The sequence below is a fragment of the Hyphococcus sp. genome (genome assembly GCF_965267305.1).
Classification (GTDB): Bacteria; Pseudomonadota; Alphaproteobacteria; order Caulobacterales; family Parvularculaceae; genus Hyphococcus.
Genome location: NZ_OZ253945.1, coordinates 876,396 through 898,029, shown reverse-complemented (window position 1 = coordinate 898,029; position 21,634 = coordinate 876,396). Strand labels below are relative to the sequence as shown.

Here is a 21,634-nt window from a genome sequence, read left to right as displayed (position 1 = left end):
CGCCCGTTATTTCACAAGACCGCGCGCGCGGATCAGCGCCGTTTCGATTTCCCGGCGCACGCGCATGGGGCTGCCGATGACCGGAAATTCAACGACGGCGGCGCCGGTGCCGCGCACTTTCAGCGTGCCATAGCCCAGGATGCGGCCGAAAAATGTCTGCACGACCAGCACTTCCTCGATCTCGTCGAGCATCACCTCATGGCTCGACCGCGCCACCATCCCGGTCTTGAGGATGAGCCGCACCGAGGTGACGGCGATCACCGTCGTCCATTTGTGAATATAGCGCCGCAGGCAGATCAGGACGCCGAGCATGAACGCCGCGCCGGCGAAAAACAGAAAGGCGTGGCCGAATGGTTCGTGTACGAAGAAATGACGCGCCGACGCTTCGATCCACATGCCGGCGGGGATCGTGGAAAAGGCGAGCCAGAACCAGCTCTGGACGTCATAGGTCCAGTTGAAATGCGCGCGGTAAAGATACTCCTCGCCCGGCGCGAGCGTCTTTTTCACATAAGCCATGACGCCCGCCCGCGCCGCCTTAGGCCACGGCTTCCGAGCGGGCTTCGCCTCTCGCCCCGCGCTCGTCGAGCTCCTCGAGCACTTCTTCGGTGCGCGCCTCAAGGGGCTCGAGCGTATGGTTCGCCACATCCGCCGCGATATGCAGCCATTTCGACGCGGCGTCGGCGTAATCGCGCAGCGCCTGCTCCACGAAAGACGCCTGCTCGTGATAGGCCTCGTGGCTGGTCTTGGCGGTCATCACTTTCTGCGCGCCAGCGATGTCCTTGGCGAGGCGCATATTGACGAAGCCGACGACTTCCCAGCCGAGCTGCGCCGCGCCGCCGAAAGAGGCGCGGGCCGCGCGCGTCGCGAAATCGAGATTGCGCGCCCCGGCGGAGGCGAAATCGCCGGGATCGAACAGCGGGAAGGGCGTGACGTCGTGTGTTCCGGCGTCTGTTTTCACCGCCTCAGGCTTCACGGGCTTGGTCATGGGAAAACCTCCAATGGATGACGCGTCATGGATGTTAACCCTTGTAGCAGACCCGTGTGACGGGAATGTTGACCTGGATCAACCGCACGGAGTGCGCGGGGCGCGGGCCCTCATCGCCGCGGCTCCGGCGAGCCCGAACGGATAGGGTGGAGAGGCGCGGGGCGTGAAACGTCCATCGCACTTTGGAGAGGCGCGGGGCGTGAAACGTCCATCGCACTTTGAAGCATAAGGGCGCATCACGCCCCGCATTTGCAGCGTTTTTCAGCGTCGGCGGGCCCGGCCGTAATCATGACCGCCGGACGGTTTTACCCGCCAGACGTTGAGCCATGAGAAAGCCCGGGCGCTGCGACCGGCCAGCGTGAAAGCCTTCCGTTCGCCGCCCCCCGAAAAGAGAAAGGAGGGACGGCGAGGCTTGTCACCCCGCGCGCCGCGATCCGGATCAGTAAGGTACGGCAGCGCTCACCGCCTCTCCCTATCCGGACTGACGCGCAGTATAGGGCCGGAAAAAAGGTGGTGAATTGTTATCCACCCCCTCCGGAATGGCCTTATACTCGGCCGGCCTCCATCACCCCTGTAGTTGCCCCCCGTCCCCCGCTTCGCGGGTACTTCCCCCGTGCGCAAAGCGCACAACTCAGATTCGCGCCTTTGGCGCGGGGCGGGGAAAGAGAAAGTGGACTGCAAGATAGACGCTCCTTCTCCTCCCCCGTTTACGGGGGAGGTGGCCCGAAGGGTCGGAGGGGGCTAACCTCTCAGTCATGCGCCGACCCCACCGAAACGCACGCACCCTCCGCCAAACCATGCCCGAAGCGGAGCGGCGCTTGTGGACGCGTTTGCGAAACAAACAACTCGGCGGCTTCCGCTTCCGCCGTCAGCATACGGTCGGTCCCTACATCGCCGACTTCGCCTGCGTCGACGCCATGCTCATCATCGAATGCGACGGCGAACAGCACGGGTTCGACGAATTCCGCGCCCATGACGCGAAGCGCGATGCGTTTCTACAGAACGAGGGATGGCTGGTGCTGCGGTTCTGGAACTCGGAAATCCATGACAATATGGATGGCGTTCTCGAAACCATTTTGGATGCGGCGGAAAATTCCGTTCGGTTATTGAAAACGCAGGCGCCCGACGAAAGCGCCGGCTAGCCCCCATCCCCCGCTTCGCGGGTACTTCCCCCGTGAACGGGGGAAGAGGGCGCTTGCCGCAACCTCGGCGCTTCTCCTCCCCCGTTTACGGGGGAGGTGGATCGGCCGCAGGCCGAGACGGAGGGGGCGGCGCTGCGCAAGTTTAACTAACCAAAGCTGCCATTTTCCTCCCCGCTTGTGGGGTTGATTGGGGGTGGGGCCCCAATCAACGTGGCCAGCCGCTCTTGCGGCTGGACGGAGGGGGCGAGGCCAGAACCGTAGGGCGGGCCTTGGCCCGCCGCTTATGCATGGATAGCAGAGGAGTTGATGATTGGCGGGCTAAAGCCCGTGTGCGGCACGATCGCCACAACTATTGCTTTGCTTCGGGAACTTCTATGCCAGGAAGTGTTCGGTTCCAGTTCTTATCCGTAGTTCCCAGATTGAAGAGTCGTTCTCGTTGAGTTTCTACTTGATCAAATGCCCTTACGATCTTTGTTGATATTGTGTCCTGATTACTGGTTACAAGAAATTTAATAGGAGGCCAAATACGTTCTGAAATTCGTAATAGAGAGGAATTTGTTGGGTCATTTTGTACCGCGAGTAATAGATCTCCGTATTGATCAATCAAGTCGAGAAAAACATCATTTGGAATAATGTTTCTCTTTACCTCCCGCTGCGGTCTACTATTAGACCTAACAAGGGCTAATACCTCCTCCAGAATATCACGCTCATTTCTTGCTTTATGTGGTTGAGTTTGTGACATGTTTGTTACAACCAACTCAATGTCTCTCTTTAGGCTCGGCCACCACATCTCAAAGACTTGGTCTAAGACTTCAGGTTCTAATTTACGCTCGGAAAGTTCATTATTGATCATTTTTACGACGCGTAGCATTTCATCTTTGGAAAATTCTGAAGCTTGGAATTGTACTAGCGGACCCTTTATGTCCGCAGGCTCCAGATTGAAAAGTAAAGGCACCACTTTGGCCTGCTCGAGGTTTTTTGCCAAAGCTCCCGACTCAAACATCAACCACTGTGCATCTTGGTTATCCGATGTCACTATAATTAGCCCGATGTTTGTTTGGTCTAATTCTTTTGAGATTTCAGATGACCATTTTGCGCCTTTAGAAATATCATCGGGCGAGAAATATGGCTTTGTCGCTTGAAGTACGCTTGGAAGCCATTTTCGGAAAGTCTCGGCAATTTGTTTGCTCGCGTCTCCGGACCAGCTGATAAATACTTTCATTATCTTCTCCAATGCAGATAGTTCTGTAATAATTGAAACTAGCAACAGCTTTTTCGTTTAATACGATATTTTAAACAAGCACTACTTCAACAAGCAAGCCGTCTTGAATTTGAGTGTTTGGATACCCTATCGCCTTTTCCCCTTAGCCCCTCGCGGCTTGCTCCTTATATTGCTCACCGTGCCCTCTGACTTTGTGATCCGGCCTTCGGAGTTGGCCTCAACGCGGGCCTCGATGTCGCTCTGACGGGCGAGCGGATCGTCAGAGACCGCAAGCTCCACTTCCTGCAGGCGCTTGATTTCGTCGCGCAGGCGCGCGGCGGTTTCGAATTCGAGGTTGGAGGCGGCCTCGCGCATCTGTTTTTCGAGGGCGTCGAGATGGGCCTTGAGGTTGTGACCGGGACCTGAAAACTCTTCCGCTTCCTCCGCAAATCCGCCGCGGGTTTGTTTGTGACCAACAAACGTCTGGCCCATGGCGGCTTTCGCGCCTTCGTCGTCGCTGGCCGCGATCTCGGCGATCTTCGCTTTCACCGTGGCGGGAGTAATCCCGTGTTCCTTGTTATGGGCGATCTGTTTTTCGCGACGCCGCTCGGTCTCGCCCATGGCCCGCTCCATGGAGCCGGTGATGTTGTCCGCATAGAGAATGACCCGGCCGTCGACGTTCCGCGCCGCGCGGCCGATGGTCTGGATCAGCGATGTCTCAGAGCGCAGGAAGCCTTCCTTGTCGGCGTCGAGGATCGCAACCAATTGGCACTCCGGTATATCCAGGCCTTCCCTCAAAAGGTTGATGCCCACCAGCACGTCGAAGGCGCCGAGGCGGAGATCGCGGATGATCTCGATCCGCTCCATGGTGTCGATGTCGGAGTGCATGTAGCGCACGCGTACGCCCTGTTCATGCATATATTCGGTGAGGTCTTCGGCCATGCGCTTGGTGAGCGTGGTGACGAGCACGCGCCCGCCTTTCTTCGCTACCGTCTTGCACTCGGCGATGACGTCGTCGACCTGGTTCGTCTTGTCGCCGGTGACCGGGCGCACCTCGACCACCGGGTCGACGAGGCCGGTGGGGCGGATCACCTGTTCGGTGAAGACGCCGCCGGTGCGGTTCAGCTCCCAGTCGCCGGGCGTCGCGGAGACATGCACCGTCTGCGGGCGCATCTTCTCCCACTCCTCGAATTTCAGGGGCCGGTTGTCCATGCAGGAGGGCAGGCGGAAGCCGTATTCGGCGAGAGTCTTCTTGCGGTTGAAGTCGCCGCGGAACATGGCGCCGATCTGCGGCACGGTGACGTGGCTTTCGTCGCAGAAGATGAGCGCGTTTTCCGGTAGATATTCAAAGAGGGTCGGCGGCGGCTCGCCCGGCTGGCGCCCGGTGAGGTAGCGCGAATAGTTTTCGATGCCGTTGCACACGCCCGTCGCCGCGAGCATTTCAAGGTCGAAGGTGACGCGCTGGTCGAGGCGCTGCGCCTCCAGAAGCCGGCCTTCCTCGCGCATGATGGGAAGGACCGCGTTGAGCTCGGCCTTGATGCCGTTGATCGCCTGGTTCAGCGTCGGGCGCGGCGTCACATAGTGGGAGTTGGCGTAGAGCGTCACCTCTTCGAGCTCGCCGGTCTTCTGGCCCGTCAGCGGGTCGAACTCCACAAGGCTTTCGATCTCGTCGCCGAACATGGAGACGCGCCAGGCGCGGTCTTCATAGTGCGCCGGGAAGACTTCGATCGTGTCGCCGCGTGCTCTGAAACTGCCGCGGGCGAAGGAATTGTCGTTGCGCTTGTATTGCAGGGCCACGAGATCGGCGAGGAGTTTCTTGCGCGAGAGCTCCTGACCGACCTTCAGGGAGAAGGTCATGGCAGTATAGGTCTCCACCGAGCCGATGCCGTAAATGCACGACACCGAGGCGACGATGATCACGTCGTCGCGCTCGAGGATCGCCCGCGTCGCGGCGTGGCGCATGCGGTCGATCTGCTCGTTGATGGAGCTTTCCTTCTCGATATAAGTGTCCGTACGCGGAACGTATGCTTCCGGCTGATAATAGTCGTAATAGGAGACGAAATATTCCACCGCATTGTCGGGGAAGAACGCCTTGAACTCGCCAAAGAGCTGCGCCGCGAGGGTCTTGTTGGGCGCGAGGATCAGGGCCGGGCGCTGGCACGCCTCGATGATCTTGGCCATGGTGAAGGTCTTGCCTGTGCCGGTCGCGCCGAGCAGCACCTGGTCCCACTCGCCGGTCTTGATCCCTTCGGAGAGCTCCTTGATCGCCGTGGGCTGGTCGCCTGCGGGCTCATAGTCCGAGACCACGCGCAGGGGTTTCGACAGGCGTTTTTCCGGGCGCTCGGGCCGGTGCGGCGTCCAGTCCGCGAGCGGCGTCGCCAGCCGGTCGTGATAGGTGGCGACGGCTTCCGAAAACCCGCCCTTGGTCACCTCCGATGCGTCGGTGACGGGCTGCGCTTTCGGGCGCCTGGCCTTTGGGTCGTATCCGGGGCGGTGTTTGGTGTCTGGTTTGGAGTCTGATGGCATGGCAGGAACATAGGGCGAACCTGCGGAAAGGGAAGGGGGCGAAAGTCCTTGCCCGGCGGGTAGTGGGACATATGATGGTCCTCCCAACGCATGTAACCTAAGAAGACGCGATGACTTCCGCCGACGGGAGCAAGATCTGGCGCTTCGGGGCCGTGGAGTATGACGAGCGCGCGGCCCGCATCAGGCGGGACGGCGCTTCGTTCGCGCTTGACCGGTCCTCCGCCGCCATTCTGTCGGCGCTGCTCGCCGCGCAAGGCGAGGCGATTACAAAAGACAGCCTTTTGGAGATCGGCTGGCCGGGGCGCGTGGTGCATGAAAACTCACTGGCCAAGGCGGTCGGGCGGCTGCGCAAGGCGCTGGGACCTGAAGGCCCGAATCTGAAGGCGATCTACGGCGCCGGCTATTGTCTGGCGGTGACGGCGGACGAGGGCGGCGCCGCTGCGCCGGCAGGGCCGCGCAACCGGATCTTTGCTATGGCTTTAGGGGCCGCCGCCATCGGGTTGGTTGGCGTGCTCCTCATTCTTGCTCTGCTGATGTCCGGCCGCGGCCTCTCTTCTGCTGAAGAGACGGCCCTTATCTCCAGCGAGCCCGGGGATACGGTCGGCCGCATTCTCTGGGTGGACGATCATCCGGAAAACAACACGACCGAAAAGGCCGATTTCGAGGCGCAGGGCATCGCCGTCTATAATGTGAGGACGAGCGAAGAAGCGCTGACCATGCTCTCCATGTATCCGCATTATGACGCGGTGATTTCCGACATGGGCCGGAATGGCGAGCCGCTGGCCGGTTTCAAGCTCCTGGAAGAGATGCGCGCGCGAGGCGACGCCACGCCATTCTATCTCTACACGATTTTAACGTCCGAGGCGCAGCACGCCTTGCTCGCCGAAAAAGGCGGGCAGGGCGCCGCCGAAGCGCGGGAAGATCTGTACGGGTTCATCCTGCCTCTCATGGCGCAGAAAGCGGAACAGGAATAAAAACTCCCAGGTTTTGACCGGCCATCCCTAAGTCCCTGGCGGAAATAGATTTTCAGGATCATTCAGAATCTGACGCAGCCGATTTCAGAATCTTTCAGCGTTTCAGGAAAGACCGCCGAATAACTTTTCGGCAACTTATGCGTGCTGAGGGACGCGTTGGGAGAGACAGCTGTCATCGGCGCCTGAACCGGCTTTCCATGGCGGGCAGTTGGGCGGGCCGTTTAAAGTGGCGGCTGGGGGAATCCCTCAGGGCAACAACATCGGACGTTAGGATTTTTCCTGACGTCCGGTGGGGCGTGGGCTCAAGGTGTTGGCAATGGGCGCCGCTTCGCGTAGTCCCCGCGGCGGCCATGGCCGGCAAGCCCATGTCATTGCCCGGTCCACGTCATTGCGGCGCTCTTACTCTTTTTCCTCAGAGCCGGCAGCCAGCCCTGACGCCTAAATTTTCGACATTGGAAATTTGCTCGAGCGGAACTTTGCGCCAGCGCGTGTGCGCCGAACTTTGCGTGGCTGCGGCGAGACGGAACCTGCGCGATGGCTTTCGTGTTGCCTAAATGGAGGAAATTATGAGCAGAATTCTGACCATTATAGCCGCCATCGCCATCCTAGGGCTGCTGATTTTTATGTTTTCGGACAGGAATCCCGCCGAAAGGACAGCGCTGCCTGACGTAGATGCGCCGGATGTGAATTTAGAAGACGGGATTGAGCCTGAGGCCGAACTTGAAGTCGCGCCGCGCGAAGTCGATCCCGAGCTGGCAGTAGAGCCCATGGATGTCGATGTGGTGCGCGACAGCGAGGGCCCGCCGGAGGTTGAGATCACCGTGCCGGAAGGCGAGGCTCAAATCGACAATGAGGTGGAAGACACGCCGGACGATGCGGCCCTGGAGACGGACGAGACGGCAACGGAGACAGGTGACGACGACCAGCCGCCGAAGGAGCAGCGCTAGCTTTTCAAGGTCGGCGCCAGCGCCGTCACTTGCACATCGACTTCCATGCCCAGAAAATCTTCTGCAGCGCCGCTGAAGGAGCCGTCGAGAGGCACCGCCTGCGACGGGGTTCGCGCGACTCCCGTGCGAATGAGATTGCCTGACGCGATGAGGCCGTTTGTGGGGTCGAATTCGATCCACCCCGCGCCTGGAAGAAAAACCTGAACCCAAGCGTGTGTGGCGCCGGATCCCTGCATCCCGCCGGGTTGATCCGTTAACGGATCATAGAGATAACCGGTGACGAAGCGCGCCGCAAAGCCGAGCTGGCGCACGGCCTCGATCATCAAAATAGCAAAATCGCGGCAGGAGCCTTCGCCACGCTCGAGCGTTTCCCGCGGTTTTTGAATGCCGGGCTCTTCGCGGCGTTTGTAGACGTGGGTTTCGTAGATGGTGCTGTTGATCATCGTAAGAATGGTCCAGGTGTCGTCGCCTGCTTGCCGTCTCAGCGCGTTGGCCCATTCATTAACCGCCGCTTCCGGGTGATCGTATTCCGGGCGGATTAGCGCAATCAGGTCAGGGATCTGCTCTTTCGGGTAGTCGAAAGGATAGCGCTGCGCCGAAAGTGCGATGGGAAACACCGGCACCTCGACGCTGCTGCGCACGACATTGAACGTACAGGTAATCTCCAGCGTCTCCGAAGGCGGCGCCGCGGAAAAATCAAGGATCGTCTTCGAATTTGAAAAGACGTCGTGAACCCAGTGCTGCGCAGCGGCTGGCGTGGCAGACACTTCAAACGACGTCAGGCGCAGATCGTTGCTTTCATGCGGTCGGAACATCCCGCGATGGGGGCCGAAACTCACCGGCTTGGCGTAGCGGTAGCGGGTGACATGCTTCACCTGAAGAAGATCGGTGCTGACGCTGGGTTTGGGTACGCTCATGACCGGCTGACTTAAGTGCTTCCTGTGACCGTTTAAGAAAAGACGGCCTTATTTTTTGTTAACCGGCGCAGACGCTCGCCGCCTCGCCTCAGGCGGGGGCAAAATAGCGGTCATTGACGGCGTTGGCGAGGCCCATGATTTCCTGCTGAACTTGATCCAGATAGCGGTGGAGCGTGCGGCCCGAGAGCCTTGAAGGCGGGGTTTTCAGCCGCTCGCGCAGGGCGGCGCCAGCGCGCTTTATCTCTTGGCCTGGGCCGGCGTCGAAATCCTCGTCGAGGCGCTTGACCTGGTACAGCGCCATTTCAGCCGCATTGGTGACCGAGAGCGGCAAATATGGGTCGCACAGGAGAAAGGTCGCGGCGTCCGCCGGGTCGGCATTGAACGAATAGCGCCGCTGGAAGGCGTGATAGCCGGAGGCCGACCGGAGCAGCGTGTTCCACCAGGCGACATCGGGCGGCGCCGCCTGATCGTCGTCGTCGCGGTCGAAGCGAAAATATTTGATGTCGATGAGACGCGTCACCTGGTCTGCGCGTTCAAGCGCGGCGCCGAGCTGGTTGAAGCGCCAGACCTCGTCCCGGTAACAGGTCGCTTCCATGACGCCGCGGAAGGTGAAACAGCTTTCGCGAATGCTCGAACAAATCTCGCTGAGTTTCGACAGGGCGAAACGGCGGCGTTGCAAGGTTGTGATGCCGCTGTGAAAGACCGAAATCTGCCGCCAGCTTTCCGTGGAAATGAGATGACGCAGGGAGCGCGCATTCTCTTTCGCCATATGCGATGCGTAGGCGATGGAGTTCGCATTGGCCGCGTCGGAAATATAGAAATTCGCCACATTAAGCGCCGTTAGGGGCTTGCCGCGCTCCTCAAACGTTTTCGTATCTGCGAAAACATTGAGGATCGGCGCCCATGCATCGTCCGAGTCCTGATCGGCGGCGAAGCTTTCGGTCACCATGAGGAGGCGCGACAGGCTTTCGATCCGCTCCATATAGCGGCCGAGCCAGAAGGCGCTTTCAGCAAAACGGGAGAGCATCATCAGCGCAGGACCCAGGTGTCTTTAGAGCCGCCCCCTTGCGAGGAATTGACGATGATCGAACCCTCGCGCATGGCGACGCGGGTGAGGCCGCCGGGCAGGACCCAGCTTTCCTTGCCGGTCAGGACGAACGGCCTGAGGTCCACATGGCGCGCCCTGAGGCCGGCTTTTGTCAGCGTCGGCGACACGGAAAGCTGGATCATCGGCTGGGCGATATAGTTCTTCGGGTTCTTTTTGATCGCGCGCCGGACGCCGGCGATTTCAGCCTTAGTGGCTTTGGGGCCGACGACAATGCCGTAGCCGCCGGACTCGCCCACGGGCTTCACGACAAGTTCCTCAAGATGCTCGAGCACATAGTCGAGATCTTCTTTTTCACGACAGATGTAGGTGTCCACATTGTCGAGAATAGGTTCTTCATCGAGATAATATTTGATGATGCGCGGCATATAGGCGTAGACCGCTTTGTCGTCGGCGACGCCGGCGCCGACCGCATTGGCGATGGCGACCTTGCCGGCTTTCAGCGAGCGCATCAGACCCGGCACGCCGAGCATGGAGTCCTTGCGGAAGACCTCCGGATCGAGAAACTCGTCGTCGATGCGCCGGTAAATCATATGCACGCGCTCAAGACCGGTGATCGTCTTCATGAAGACGCGGTCTTCCTGGTCGACAATGAGATCGCGCCCTTCCACCAGCGCGACGCCCATCTCGCGCGCGAGGAACACATGTTCGAAATAGGCGGAGTTGAAGACGCCCGGCGTTAAAAGGACGATGCGGGGGTTCTGCGCCCGCGCCGGCGCGGTCTCGCGCAAGGTTTCGCGCAGTCGCTGCCCGTAATTGGAGACCGGTTCGACTTTGACGCCCTCCATCAGGTCGGGGAAGGAGCGCATCATCAGATGCCGGTTCTCGATCACATAGGAAACGCCTGAGGGCGACCGGCAATTGTCTTCCAGAACCAGGAAATTCCCCTTGTCGTCGCGGATGAGATCGACGCCGCTGATATGGGTGAAGGTGTTGTGCGGCAGCTTCACATCCACCATTTCCTTGCGGAAATTCTTGTTTCCCGTGACCAGCGGGCGCGGGATGATCTTGTCTTTGAGGATCTGCTGTTTGCCGTAGATATCCGCGAGAAAGGCGTTGAGCGCTGTCACGCGCTGGCGGCAGCCGCGGTCGATCTTTTTCCAGTCGGCCTGGGAGATGCGCCGCGGGATCGGGTCGAAAGGCAAAATGCGGTCGATGGCGCCGGCGTCGGAGTAAACGGTAAAGGTGATGCCGAGATTATGCAGTTCGCGCTCGGCGGCCTTGTTGCGCTGGTTCAGCGTGCGGATATTGTATTTGGCCAGCCGTTTCGCGAGCGTATTGGCTTGTCCTGACGGAGCTTTGTCTCCGGCTTGATTAACGTCCGCCTCGCCGAAAAGTTCGCAGTAGTTTTTGCCGGCGTCATAACCGGCGAAGGGATCAGCTTTCGGCATAGTCTCTCTAGTTAATTGATTAAGGTAGATAACGCAAATCGGCGCGAAAAGTTCGCATTCCCTTTCGACCGGATAAAAAAAGCCATGGCGGGGAGAGCGCCATGGCTTTACTTAACTCAGGGCTGATAAAATCATGCCCTGCCGTCGTGTGACTGTAAGTTGAAGCTCTGGCAAAAATCTTTCACGCGTCAAGAGCGCTTGCCAGCACTTCCTTCCCGCTTGCTAGAACGACGCCGAGATTGCAAAGACAGCAGCTGCATCCCCGATCCCGTAGCGATATCCGGAGTTCACAATCTGGTAGGCGGCGGCTTCGGATTCCGAAATGTCGGTATCGACATAGCTTACGGAAAGCGCGATCGGTCCCCAGGGAAGGTCGTAAGACGCGCCGATCGACCAGTCGAGATAAGTGCCGGTCGGAGAGGGGACCCAGCCGTTGGGACCAGTACCCGGGTTGCCGTCAGTATAACCGATATGCCCGCTCAGCGAGACCGGCGAATCGCCGATCGCGACGCCGGCGTCGCCATAGACGTAAATGTTGTCCTGCTTCACGTCATTCAGCGAGAGCGCGTCCTGTTTGAAGGCGTAATTGGCGCCCACCGTCAGATCCACCGGGCCGAACGTCTTCGCGACCGAACCGTAAATCTCGCCATAGCTGGTGCGGTCAAGGCCGCCCGGGAAAAGATACCAGACGACGCCCACATCGAGGCCGACGCTGCTCACTTCGGTTGCATAACCGCCATAGATGTCGAGTTCGAGGTTTGACCCGCCGAAAGTGCCCCAGCCAGCAAGGTTCGACGCCCATGTGCCGACATAAAAGCCGCTTTCATGAGCGGCGTCGAAGCCGCCCTGCAGCGCAAGATCTTCCTCGGTCTGGGATATGCCGCGGAAGCGATAGTCCGACGTCAACGTCACGTTCGCCGAAAAAGAAATCGGACCCGCTTCTTCTTCCTGCGCCAGCGCGGCGCTTGAAAGTCCGCTCGCTGCGAATAACGCGGCCGCCGCGGCCGGAAGTTTGAAAACTGATCTCATGGATTATCTCCTCTTTACGCTTTTTTTGCGGCGCAACCCCCTCAGGCTGCGGCCCCCCGCTGTTCTTGCTGTTTTCTGTCTCAAGGAGGGCCCGGCGTCTGAAGGTCGGGGCTTTCCTTGCACTTATCACTTACGACGTGTACGGAGCAGCACTCATCGTTCGCATGCAGAGCTTGTCGCGAGATTTTGCGACGCACAATAATAAATTTGTTAAAATGGGCATCTACGGCGAAAAAAGCAGGAAAAAATCCGCCAGAAAGAGATAAAGGTCATAAAAATAGCATAATATGCTAATTATGACCAAAAAATTTCGCGCATGCAGCAGATTTGGATTGCGGATCCAGAGTCTGATTGTTAGCGTTGCTGCAGAATCGGCGCCGATGCTGTCCGCGTGACCGCGACCGCTCGAGCGCCGGGCAAAAACAAAAGGGGCTGACAGATGAAATACATAATCGCTGTAGTGAAGCCGCACAGACTCGAAGAGATCAGGACCGCCCTGACCTCAATTGGAGTCGAAGGCATGACCGTCTCCGAGGTCAAAGGCTTTGGCCGCCAGAAAGGCCACAGTGAAGTTTATCGCGGCGCTGAATATCGCGTGGACTTCGTTCCCAAGGTTAAGCTCGAAATCGCCGTCGAGGCGGCGCAGGCGCCGAAAGTCGTGGAAACCATCCGGGATGCGGCGAAAACCGATCGCATTGGCGACGGCAAGATCTTTGTCCTTAATCTGGAAGAGGCCGTGCGTGTGCGCACGGGCGAAAGCGGCGCAGCGGCGCTTTAATTCGAGCGGGAAAACAACATCATGATAAAGAAAAACACCATTGCCGTCGCAACGGCGGCGCTCATTGCGTTTAGCGCGTCACAAGGGTTTGCGCAGGAGGCGGCGGAAGCGGCCGCCGCGCCTGCGCCGGCGTCCGACACGTCTGTCTTCGTCTTCAATACGCTTTTGTTCCTCGTCATGGGCATGGTCGTCATGTTCATGGCGGCAGGGTTCTGCATGCTCGAGGCCGGGCTGGTGCGGTCGAAAAACGCCGCCACGATCTGCCTTAAAAACATTGGGCTTTATTCTGTGGCCGGACTAATGGTCTACCTGATCGGTTATAACCTGATTTATGGAGCGCCGGACAATCCGTACTCTGGATCCTGGGTGCCGTGGGGGCCTGATGATTCTGATCCTGTCGGCTTAGGGTACGCATCGCATTCCGACTGGTTCTTCCAGATGGTGTTTGTGGCGACGGCGGCCTCAATCGTCTCCGGCACGCTGGCCGAGCGCATCAAGCTGTTTCCGTTCCTGATCTTCACGGCGATCCTGACCGGGTTCATCTACCCGATCCAGGCGTCTTGGGAGTGGGGCGCGGGCTGGCTTGACGCTATGGGCTTTTCAGACTTCGCCGGTTCGACTCTGGTGCATTCAACCGGCGGCTGGGCGGCGCTCGCGGGCGCCATCGTTCTCGGGCCGCGCATCGGCAAATATGTCGGCGGCAAAGTTGCGCCGATCCCGGGCTCCAACCTGCCGCTGGCGACGCTCGGCACCTTCATTCTCTGGCTCGGCTGGTTCGGCTTCAATGGCGGCTCGCAGCTTGCGCTCGGCACGATTGACGATGCCGTCTCGGTATCGAAGATTTTTGTCAACACCAACACGGCCGCTTGCGCCGGTGTGGTGACGGCGATCATCCTGACCCAGGTATTCTACAAGAAAGTCGACCTCACTATCGTCCTCAATGGCGCCATCGGCGGCCTTGTTTCAATTACGGCGGAGCCGCTGGCCCCGGCGATTTGGCAGTCGATTCTGATTGGCGCTGTCGGCGGCGTCATCGTCACCTTCGCCGTGCCGGTGCTTGACAAGTTCAAGATCGACGATGTTGTTGGCGCGATCCCGGCGCATCTTCTGTGCGGCATCTGGGGCACAATCATCGTTCCCGCGTCGAACGGCGACGCCAATTACGGCGTGCAGGCGCTGGGCATCGTTGCGATTGGCGTATTCGTGTTTGTCGTTAGCTTAATCTGCTGGCTTGCCCTGAAATTCACCTTGGGCATTCGTGCAAGCGAAGAAGATGAGCGTCTGGGTCTGGACAAAGCCGAGCTTGGGCTTGAAGCTTATCCAGAATTCTCTAAAGGCTGATTTCGACAGGGAGGCTCTCATTTCTGAGCGCATGTTGAAATTTGTCTCGCGCGATCGCGAGACCCCAAAGAAACGAAATCCCGGCGAGCGTCGCCGGGATTTTGGCGAGATATACGCCAAATTCGCCGATGAAAAAGCGAAGGCGCAAGCCGCGCGTTGCTCCCAATGCGGCGTGCCGTTCTGTCAGGATCATTGCCCGCTCGGCAACGACATTCCCGACTGGCTGAAACTTGTCGCCGAAGGCCGTCTGGAAGAGGCTTACGCGGTTTCGTCGGCGACGAACAACATGCCGGAAATCTGCGGGCGCATCTGTCCGCAGGACCGGCTCTGCGAAGGCTCCTGCGTCATCGAACAGTCCGGACACGGAACAGTGACCATCGGCGCGGTGGAGCAGTACATCACCGAAACCGCCTGGGAAAAGGGCTGGGTGAAGCCGGTACGCCCACCGCGCGAGCGTGCGCAATCCGTCGGGATTATCGGGGCGGGTCCCGCGGGTCTCGCCGCCGCCGAAGAGCTGCGCCGCGACGGCTTCCAGGTGAAAATCTACGACCGTTATGACCGCACCGGCGGGCTCCTCGTTTACGGCATTCCCAATTTCAAACTCGACAAGTCCGTTGTCGCGCGGCGTGAAACCCATCTTGAAAAAAGCGGCGTTCAGTTCGTGCGCAATTTCGATGTGGGCCGCGATGCGACCTTGGGCGAACTGCGCGCCGAGCATGATGCTGTGCTGATCGCCACCGGCGTTTACAAGGCGCGTGATCTCGCGTGCCCCGGCGCCGGCAATGCCGGCGTTGTCGCCGCGCTCGATTATCTCACCGCCTCGAACCGGCAGGGACTGGGCGACAAGGTTGCCGAGTACGAGTCGGGCGAACTCAATGCGCAAGGCAAGAATGTCGTCGTCATCGGCGGCGGCGACACGGCTATGGACTGCGTCCGCACTGCCGTGCGCCAGGGCGCGAAATCGGTCACCTGTCTTTACCGCCGCGACCGCAAGAACATGCCGGGCTCAGCCCGCGAAACCGCCAACGCCGAAGAAGAGGGCGTCATTTTCGAATGGCTCGCCGCGCCGAAAGCGGTGAAGGGCGATGCCGCGAAGGCCGCGGGCATCCGCGTGGCGCGCATGGAACTCGGCGCGCCCGATGCGTCCGGGCGCCGCGCGCCAGTGGAGATCGACGGCGGCGAGTTCGATCTCGACGCCGATCTCGTCATCAAGGCTCTCGGCTTCGAACCGGAAGACCTTCCTGAGATGTTCGGAGAGCCTGAACTGAAAGTGACGGCGCGCGGCACGCTGCGCGCCGATCCGGAAACGCTGGAAACCAGCATTCCGGGCGTTTATGCTGCGGGCGACATCGTGCGCGGCGCATCGCTCGTGGTATGGGCGATTGTAGACGGGCGGAAAGCCGCGGCGGCGATCGCCACGCGGCTCAAGGCGACGGCGGAAACGCCCATCGCCGCCGAATAGACCGCCGACCGCCTCCGACAAGCAAAACAAAATAGAAGACCAGACCGATGACTGACTGCGTATCGACCTATCTGCGCCGCCGCGCCCGCCTCACCGAGGCGGGCGCCTATGATCCGTCCTCGGAGCGTGACGCTTGCGGCGTCGGCCTTGTCGCCGCGCTTGACGCCAAGCCGCGCCGGGAGATCGTCGAGATGGCCATCGCGGCGCTGAAAGCCGTCTGGCATCGCGGCGCCGTCGACGCTGACGGCAAGACCGGCGACGGCGCCGGCATCCGCATCAACGTGCCGCAGGAGTTGTTCCGGTCTTATGTTGAGCGCACCGGCCACAAGGCGGACGGTAAGGACATCTGCGTCGGGATGCTGTTCCTGCCGCGCACCAATCTTGGCGCGCAGGATGCGGCCCGGGCGATCGTCGAGTCTGAAATTCTCCATCGCGGCTTTTACATCTATGGCTGGCGCCAGGTGCCCGTTCAGGCGCGGGTGCTCGGCGCCAAAGCCAATGCAACCCGCCCCGATATCGAACAGGTTCTCTTCTGCGATCCGAAAGGCCGCAGCCAGGAGGAGCTTGACCGCATTCTTTATGTGGTGCGCCGGCGCATCGAAAAACGCGCGCGTCTCGACGGGCTGCATGAGCTTTATGTCTGCTCGCTGTCCTCGCAGGACATCGTCTATAAGGGCATGTTCCTCGCGCAGGAGATCGACAATTTCTATCCCGATCTTCAGGACGAGCGGTTCATTTCCCGCGTCGCCATCTTCCACCAACGCTACTCCACCAACACCTTTCCCGAGTGGCGTCTCGCGCAGCCTTTCCGCATGCTCGCTCATAATGGCGAGATCAATACGCTCAAAGGCAACGTCAACTGGATGAAGAGCCATGAAATTCCCATGGCGGCGGAAGTCTTCGGCAGCGACGGCGACGACATCAAGCCGGTGATCCAGCCGGGCTCATCGGACTCCGGCACGCTCGATCAAGTGTTCGAATTGCTTGTGCGCGCGGGGCGCACGGCGCCCATGGCCAAGACGCTGCTCATTCCCGAGGCTTGGTCGAAACGCCTTTCCGTGATGCCGCCGAAATGGCGCGCGCTTTACGAATATTGCAACGCCGTGATGGAGCCGTGGGACGGTCCCGCCGCCATCGCCGCCTATGACGGTCAATGGGCGGTCGCCGGCCTCGACCGCAACGGCCTGCGCCCGCTTCGTTACGCCATCACCGAGGACGGCATTCTGGCCGTGGGCTCGGAGACCGGCATGTGTCCGCTCGAAGGGCGGGTGGTGAAAAAACGCGGCGCCATCGAGCCGGGCCGGATGATCGCCGTCGATATGGACAATGCGAAATTCTATAATTCCGACGAGATCCTCGACCTTCTGGCGGACAAACATCCGTACACAGAGTGGCTTGAGAACATTGTCGAGCTGGAGCCGAAAATCGGCCCCGGTCCGGAAGAACGGATTTTCGAAGGCGAGGAACTGCTCCGCCGTCAGGGCGCAGCCGGCTACGACCTCGAAGCGCTGGAGCTGATCCTTCGTCCCATGGTGGAGGAGGGCAAGGAGGCCGTCGGCTCCATGGGCGACGACACGCCGATTGCCGTATTGTCAGAGAAATACCGGCCGCTCTCACATTTCTTCCGCCAGAATTTCAGCCAGGTGACGAACCCGCCCATCGACCCGTTGCGCGAAGACGGCGTGATGAGTTTGAAGACCCGGTTCAAGAATCTCGGCAACATTCTCGTCACCGACAAGACCCAGACCGACGTGTTCGTGCTCGAAAGCCCGATCCTGACCAATGGCATGTATGCGCGGCTGTGGGATTATCTCGATGCGAAGATCGTCGAGATCGACTGCACCTACGCCGTGGGGAATGTCCGCAATAATGGCGAGGCGCTGCAAAGCGCGCTCAACCGCATCCGCGCCGAGGCAGAAGCCGCCGTGCGCGACGGCGCGGGCAGCGTCGTTCTGACCGACGAGCATCAGGGGCCGGGGCGCATCGCCATCCCTATGATCCTCGCGGCGGGCGGCGTTCATGCGCATCTCACGAAAGCAGGCGTCAGGACTTATTGCTCCATCATTGTGCGCTCGGCGGAGTGCGTCGATGCGCATTATTGCGCCGTCCTGGTCGGCGTCGGCGCGACGGCGGTGAACCCCTATCTCGCCTGCGATTCCATTGCGCAGGCTCATGCGCAGGGACGCTTCCCGAACCTCGCGCTCGGACGCTGCGCCTATAACTACAAGAAGGCACTCGAAGCCGGGCTTCTCAAGATCATTTCCAAGATGGGGATTTCGGTCATCTCCGCCTATCGCGGCGGCTGCAATTTTGAGGCGCTGGGTCTCTCGCGCACGCTGGTGCAGGAATTCTTCCCCGGCATGACCAGCCGTATTTCCGGCATCGGTCTCGCCGGCCTTGAGAAAATGTCGGCGCAATTGCACGACGAAGCCTGGGGCAGGGCGGCGCCGCGCCTGCCCGTGGGCGGCTTCTACCGTCACCGCCGCCGCGGCGAGCACCACATTCTCGAAGCCGAACTGGTGCACGATCTGCAACAGGCGGTGAGGAACGACGACCCGACAGCCTATGCGCGCTATTCGGAGGCGCTGGCCGACCAGCCGCCCTCGCAAATTCGCGACCTGTTGCGCGTGCGCCCCATGGCCGATCCGATCGGCGTCGACAAGGTGGAGACGGCGAATGACATCCGCCGGCGTTTTGTGACGCCCGGCATGTCGCTGGGCGCGCTGTCGCCGGAGGCCCATGGCGCGCTCAATATCGCCATGAACCGCATCGGCGCGAAGTCGGTGTCAGGCGAGGGCGGCGAGGTGCCCGAGCGCTATAAGCCGCTTCCCAATGGCGACAACGCCAATTCTGCGGTCAAGCAGGTCGCTTCAGGCCGTTTCGGGGTGACGGCGGAATATCTCAATCAGGCCCGCGAGTTGGAGATCAAAGTTGCGCAAGGCGCAAAGCCCGGCGAGGGCGGTCAGCTTCCCGGCTTCAAGGTGACCGAGTTCATCGCCCGGATGCGTCACTCGACCCCCGGCGTGATGCTGATCTCGCCGCCGCCGCACCACGACATCTATTCCATCGAGGATCTGGCGCAGCTCATCTACGATCTGAAACAGATCAATCCCGATGCGCGGGTCTGCGTGAAGCTCGTCTCCGCGTCGGGCATCGGCGCCATTGCGGCGGGCGTCGCCAAAGCCAAAGCCGACGTCATCCTGATCTCCGGGAATGTCGGCGGCACGGGCGCCAGCCCGCAAACCTCGATCAAATTCGCCGGCGCGCCGTGGGAGCTCGGTCTCGCGGAGGCGCATCAGGTTCTTACGCTGAACAATCTTCGCGACGGCGTCACCTTGCGCACCGATGGCGGCATTCGCACGGGCCGAGACGTCGTCATCGCGGCGATGCTCGGCGCCGAAGAATACGGCATCGGCACGGTGTCGCTGCTGGCGCTCGGCTGCCTTATGGTGCGCCAGTGTCATTCGAACACCTGTCCCGTGGGCGTCTGCACCCAGGATGAAGATCTTCGCAAGCGTTTCCCGGGGCTGCCGGAACATGTGGTTCACCTCATGACCTTCATCGCCGAGGAAACCCGGCAGATATTGGCGTCGCTTGGCGCGACGTCTTTGGAGGAAATTATCGGCCGGGCCGATCTTCTACATCAGGTCTCGCGCGGCGCGTCGCATCTCGACGATCTCGATTTGAACCCCATCCTGACCCTGGTCGATGCAGGCGAACGGCCGCGGCGTTCGTCGCGCACGGGCCGCAAGGAAGTGGGCGACACGCTCGACCAGCGCATCGCGCCCGACCTCGCGCCGTTCTTCGAGCGCCGCGAGAAAGTCCAGCTTTCCTATCCGGTGAAGAACACCGACCGCGCCATCGGCGCGCGCACGTCGTCCTTCATCGTTCGCAATTACAAGGCGGAGGATCTGACCGAGGACCATGTCACGCTGCGCCTCAAAGGCTCGGCGGGCCAGTCGCTCGGCGCCTTTTCCGCTTTCGGCCTGAAAGTGATCGTCGATGGCGACGCCAACGACTATGTGGGCAAGGGGCTTTCCGGCGCGACGCTGGTGGTGCGCCCGGCTGACGCGAATTCGACCGCCAATGACGCCATCATCGGCAACACCTGTCTTTACGGCGCAACTTCCGGCGCCCTCTTTGCGGCGGGACGGGCCGGCGGGCGCTTTGCGGTCCGGAACTCGGGCGCCGTCACAGTGATCGAGGGCTGCTCCGCCAATGGCTGCGAATATATGACCGGCGGTGTCGCGGTGATCCTCGGCACGGTTGGGGCCAACTTCGCCGCGGGCATGACCGGGGGGCGCGCGTATGTGTTCGACGAAACCGGCGATTTTGAATCTTCCGTGAACCCGGAAAGCGTGGAGTTGCGCGCCTTCCGCGACGGCGACGATCACAATGAATGCCTCGCCCTTATCGAGCGCCACTGGCGCGAGACGAAATCTCCCAAGGCGCGGGCCATCCTCGATGATTGGTCGAACGCCCGCTCGAAATTCTGGGTCATCGAGCCGCGGGAGATCCTTGCGCGCGAAAAGGCGATTGCCGAGGCGGCCAAATCAGCGTGAGGATCTGACAGAAAAAGCGGCTTGTCTCGCCGGACAAGCCGGCGGCCATAAAAGCAACAACAATCACTGATACAAGCATCGCATGAGCAGTCAGGAAGAGTTCCACCGCATCAAACAGCTCCCTCCCTATGTCTTTGAGGAGGTAAACAAGCTGAAGGCGAAGCTGCGCGCCGAAAAGCGCGACATTATCGATCTCGGCATGGGCAATCCCGACATGCCGACGCCGCAGCACATCGTCGACAAGCTGTGCGAGACGGCGCGCAATCCGCGGGCGCATCGTTATTCGGCCTCGCGCGGCATCATTGGACTTAGACGCGCCATGGCCCGCTATTACGAGCGCCGCTTTAACGTGAAGCTGAAACCCGAGACCGAAATCGTCGCCACCATCGGCTCCAAGGAAGGCTTTGCGAACCTCGCCCAGGCGATCACCGGACCGGGTGATGTTGTTCTGGCGCCCGACCCCGCCTATCCCATTCACGCTTTCGGCTTCATCATTGCGGGCGGCGTCATCATCGCTGTGCCGTCGCCTTCGCCGGAGAAATATCTGTCCGGTCTCTCGGAGGCCATCGGCCGTGCCCATATGAAGCCGCGGGCGATGGTGCTCAATTATCCTTCGAACCCCACGGCGCAGACGGTCGGTCTCGACTTTTACAAGGATGCGGTCGCGCTCGCGAAAAAGCACGACATCTATATTCTTTCTGACCTCGCTTATGGCGAAATCTATTTTGGCGACGAGGCGCCGCCCTCGATCCTCGAAGTCGAGGGCGCGAAAGACATCGCCGTCGAAATCAACTCCCTGTCGAAGACGTTCGCCATGGCCGGCTGGCGCGTCGGCATGGCGGTCGGCAATGAACGCCTCATCAATGCGCTGGCGCGGGTCAAATCCTATCTCGATTACGGCGCCTTTACGCCGATCCAGGTGGCGGCCGTCGCCGCCCTCGACGGGCCGTGGGAATGCGTCGAGGAAATCCGGGCGACCTATAAACGCCGCCGGGATGTGCTGGTCGATTCTTTCTCGGCGGCCGGATGGAACATTCCGTCCCCTGAAGCGTCTATGTTTGCATGGGCCGAAATTCCGGAGAAATACCGGAGCATGGGCTCGGTGGAATTCGCCAAGATGCTGATGGAGCGCGCAGACGTCGCCGTTGCCCCGGGGCTTGGTTTTGGCGAATATGGCGAAGGATTTGTGCGCATCGGTCTCGTTGAAAATCAGCAGCGCATCCGGCAGGCGGCGCGGAATTTGAGAAAGGTGTTCCAGGGCAATTAGCGGGAGG

At 60.5% G+C, this 21,634-nt stretch carries 16 protein-coding genes; 8 read left to right on the top strand and 8 right to left on the bottom strand.

Going from position 1 to position 21,634, the window contains the following annotated elements; all coding sequences use genetic code 11:
• Positions 1 to 6: 6 nt before the first annotated feature.
• Together ACQY5P_RS04220 and ACQY5P_RS04215 are read right to left on the bottom strand one after the other, a co-directional pair.
• Positions 7 to 516, bottom strand: coding sequence for a PH domain-containing protein (locus ACQY5P_RS04220; protein ID WP_428409597.1), 510 nt, complete (start codon positions 514 to 516; stop codon positions 7 to 9).
• 19 nt (positions 517 to 535) lie between these two features.
• Complete coding sequence (locus ACQY5P_RS04215; RefSeq protein ID WP_428409596.1) at positions 536 to 985, bottom strand: phasin family protein; 450 nt, start codon at positions 983 to 985, stop codon at positions 536 to 538.
• A 755-nt stretch (positions 986 to 1,740) separates the two neighbouring features.
• Between ACQY5P_RS04215 and ACQY5P_RS04210 the strand changes: the two genes are divergently transcribed.
• Positions 1,741 to 2,127, top strand: coding sequence for an endonuclease domain-containing protein (locus ACQY5P_RS04210; protein WP_428409595.1), 387 nt, complete (start codon positions 1,741 to 1,743; stop codon positions 2,125 to 2,127).
• Between the two features lie 349 nt (positions 2,128 to 2,476).
• On the opposite strand, the gene ACQY5P_RS04205 is transcribed toward ACQY5P_RS04210, so the two are convergent.
• Both ACQY5P_RS04205 and uvrB read right to left on the bottom strand, forming a co-directional pair.
• The gene (locus tag ACQY5P_RS04205) at positions 2,477 to 3,349 is read right to left on the bottom strand and encodes a TIR domain-containing protein (RefSeq protein WP_428409594.1); all 873 of its coding nucleotides are present in this window, start codon (positions 3,347 to 3,349) and stop codon (positions 2,477 to 2,479) included.
• A 126-nt stretch (positions 3,350 to 3,475) separates the two neighbouring features.
• Positions 3,476 to 5,854, bottom strand: a complete 2,379-nt coding sequence (gene uvrB, locus ACQY5P_RS04200) for an excinuclease ABC subunit UvrB (RefSeq protein WP_428409593.1) — start codon at positions 5,852 to 5,854, stop codon at positions 3,476 to 3,478.
• A 110-nt stretch (positions 5,855 to 5,964) separates the two neighbouring features.
• Between uvrB and ACQY5P_RS04195 the strand changes: the two genes are divergently transcribed.
• Positions 5,965 to 6,828 carry a winged helix-turn-helix domain-containing protein gene (locus tag ACQY5P_RS04195; protein WP_428409592.1) on the top strand — a complete coding sequence of 288 codons (864 nt, stop codon included), beginning with the start codon at positions 5,965 to 5,967 and terminating at the stop codon, positions 6,826 to 6,828.
• A gap of 566 nt (positions 6,829 to 7,394) precedes the next feature.
• On the top strand, positions 7,395 to 7,775 hold the full coding sequence (locus ACQY5P_RS04190) for a hypothetical protein (protein WP_428409591.1): 381 nt from the start codon (positions 7,395 to 7,397) through the stop codon (positions 7,773 to 7,775).
• Here the strand turns inward: ACQY5P_RS04190 and ACQY5P_RS04185 are convergent.
• The 4 genes from ACQY5P_RS04185 to ACQY5P_RS04170 form a co-directional block, all read right to left on the bottom strand.
• Entirely contained in the window at positions 7,772 to 8,692 is a 921-nt protein-coding gene (locus ACQY5P_RS04185) for a transglutaminase family protein (RefSeq protein WP_428409590.1), read from the bottom strand. The genes ACQY5P_RS04190 and ACQY5P_RS04185 overlap by 4 nt on opposite strands.
• 88 nt (positions 8,693 to 8,780) lie before the next feature.
• Positions 8,781 to 9,722, bottom strand: a complete 942-nt coding sequence (locus tag ACQY5P_RS04180; protein WP_428409589.1) for an alpha-E domain-containing protein — start codon at positions 9,720 to 9,722, stop codon at positions 8,781 to 8,783.
• Positions 9,722 to 11,188 (bottom strand): circularly permuted type 2 ATP-grasp protein, encoded by a 1,467-nt coding sequence (locus ACQY5P_RS04175; RefSeq protein WP_428409588.1) that lies wholly within the window; start codon positions 11,186 to 11,188, stop codon positions 9,722 to 9,724. The genes ACQY5P_RS04180 and ACQY5P_RS04175 overlap by 1 nt, the downstream gene beginning before the upstream one ends.
• 222 nt (positions 11,189 to 11,410) lie before the next feature.
• Positions 11,411 to 12,217, bottom strand: a complete 807-nt coding sequence (locus tag ACQY5P_RS04170) for a TorF family putative porin (protein ID WP_428409587.1) — start codon at positions 12,215 to 12,217, stop codon at positions 11,411 to 11,413.
• 439 nt (positions 12,218 to 12,656) lie between these two features.
• Between ACQY5P_RS04170 and ACQY5P_RS04165 the strand changes: the two genes are divergently transcribed.
• The 5 genes from ACQY5P_RS04165 (at position 12,657) to ACQY5P_RS04145 (ending at position 21,627) form a co-directional block, all read left to right on the top strand.
• The gene (locus ACQY5P_RS04165; protein WP_428409586.1) at positions 12,657 to 12,995 is read left to right on the top strand and encodes a P-II family nitrogen regulator; all 339 of its coding nucleotides are present in this window, start codon (positions 12,657 to 12,659) and stop codon (positions 12,993 to 12,995) included.
• Between the two features lie 21 nt (positions 12,996 to 13,016).
• Positions 13,017 to 14,336: an ammonium transporter gene (locus tag ACQY5P_RS04160; protein WP_428409585.1), complete on the top strand. Its 1,320-nt coding sequence runs from the start codon at positions 13,017 to 13,019 to the stop codon at positions 14,334 to 14,336.
• A gap of 19 nt (positions 14,337 to 14,355) precedes the next feature.
• Positions 14,356 to 15,798, top strand: coding sequence for an NAD(P)-dependent oxidoreductase (locus ACQY5P_RS04155; RefSeq protein ID WP_428410629.1), 1,443 nt, complete (start codon positions 14,356 to 14,358; stop codon positions 15,796 to 15,798).
• 47 nt (positions 15,799 to 15,845) lie between these two features.
• Positions 15,846 to 20,360: a glutamate synthase large subunit gene (gene gltB, locus ACQY5P_RS04150; protein WP_428409584.1), complete on the top strand. Its 4,515-nt coding sequence runs from the start codon at positions 15,846 to 15,848 to the stop codon at positions 20,358 to 20,360.
• Positions 20,361 to 20,442: 82 nt separating this feature from the next.
• Positions 20,443 to 21,627: an LL-diaminopimelate aminotransferase gene (locus ACQY5P_RS04145; protein ID WP_428409583.1), complete on the top strand. Its 1,185-nt coding sequence runs from the start codon at positions 20,443 to 20,445 to the stop codon at positions 21,625 to 21,627.
• The last annotated feature ends 7 nt before the right edge of the window (positions 21,628 to 21,634 follow it).

Bases quoted from the DNA above. Each gene is read 5' to 3' on its own strand.
- ACQY5P_RS04220 (WP_428409597.1), bottom strand. From the start codon at position 516: ATGGCTTATGTGAAAAAGACGCTCGCGCCGGGCGAGGAGTATCTTTAC.
- ACQY5P_RS04215 (WP_428409596.1), bottom strand. From the start codon at position 985: ATGACCAAGCCCGTGAAGCCTGAGGCGGTGAAAACAGACGCCGGAACA.
- ACQY5P_RS04210 (WP_428409595.1), top strand. From the start codon at position 1,741: ATGCGCCGACCCCACCGAAACGCACGCACCCTCCGCCAAACCATGCCC.
- ACQY5P_RS04205 (WP_428409594.1), bottom strand. From the start codon at position 3,349: ATGAAAGTATTTATCAGCTGGTCCGGAGACGCGAGCAAACAAATTGCC.
- uvrB (WP_428409593.1), bottom strand. From the start codon at position 5,854: ATGCCATCAGACTCCAAACCAGACACCAAACACCGCCCCGGATACGAC.
- ACQY5P_RS04195 (WP_428409592.1), top strand. From the start codon at position 5,965: ATGACTTCCGCCGACGGGAGCAAGATCTGGCGCTTCGGGGCCGTGGAG.
- ACQY5P_RS04190 (WP_428409591.1), top strand. From the start codon at position 7,395: ATGAGCAGAATTCTGACCATTATAGCCGCCATCGCCATCCTAGGGCTG.
- ACQY5P_RS04185 (WP_428409590.1), bottom strand. From the start codon at position 8,692: ATGAGCGTACCCAAACCCAGCGTCAGCACCGATCTTCTTCAGGTGAAG.
- ACQY5P_RS04180 (WP_428409589.1), bottom strand. From the start codon at position 9,722: ATGATGCTCTCCCGTTTTGCTGAAAGCGCCTTCTGGCTCGGCCGCTAT.
- ACQY5P_RS04175 (WP_428409588.1), bottom strand. From the start codon at position 11,188: ATGCCGAAAGCTGATCCCTTCGCCGGTTATGACGCCGGCAAAAACTAC.
- ACQY5P_RS04170 (WP_428409587.1), bottom strand. From the start codon at position 12,217: ATGAGATCAGTTTTCAAACTTCCGGCCGCGGCGGCCGCGTTATTCGCA.
- ACQY5P_RS04165 (WP_428409586.1), top strand. From the start codon at position 12,657: ATGAAATACATAATCGCTGTAGTGAAGCCGCACAGACTCGAAGAGATC.
- ACQY5P_RS04160 (WP_428409585.1), top strand. From the start codon at position 13,017: ATGATAAAGAAAAACACCATTGCCGTCGCAACGGCGGCGCTCATTGCG.
- gltB (WP_428409584.1), top strand. From the start codon at position 15,846: ATGACTGACTGCGTATCGACCTATCTGCGCCGCCGCGCCCGCCTCACC.
- ACQY5P_RS04145 (WP_428409583.1), top strand. From the start codon at position 20,443: ATGAGCAGTCAGGAAGAGTTCCACCGCATCAAACAGCTCCCTCCCTAT.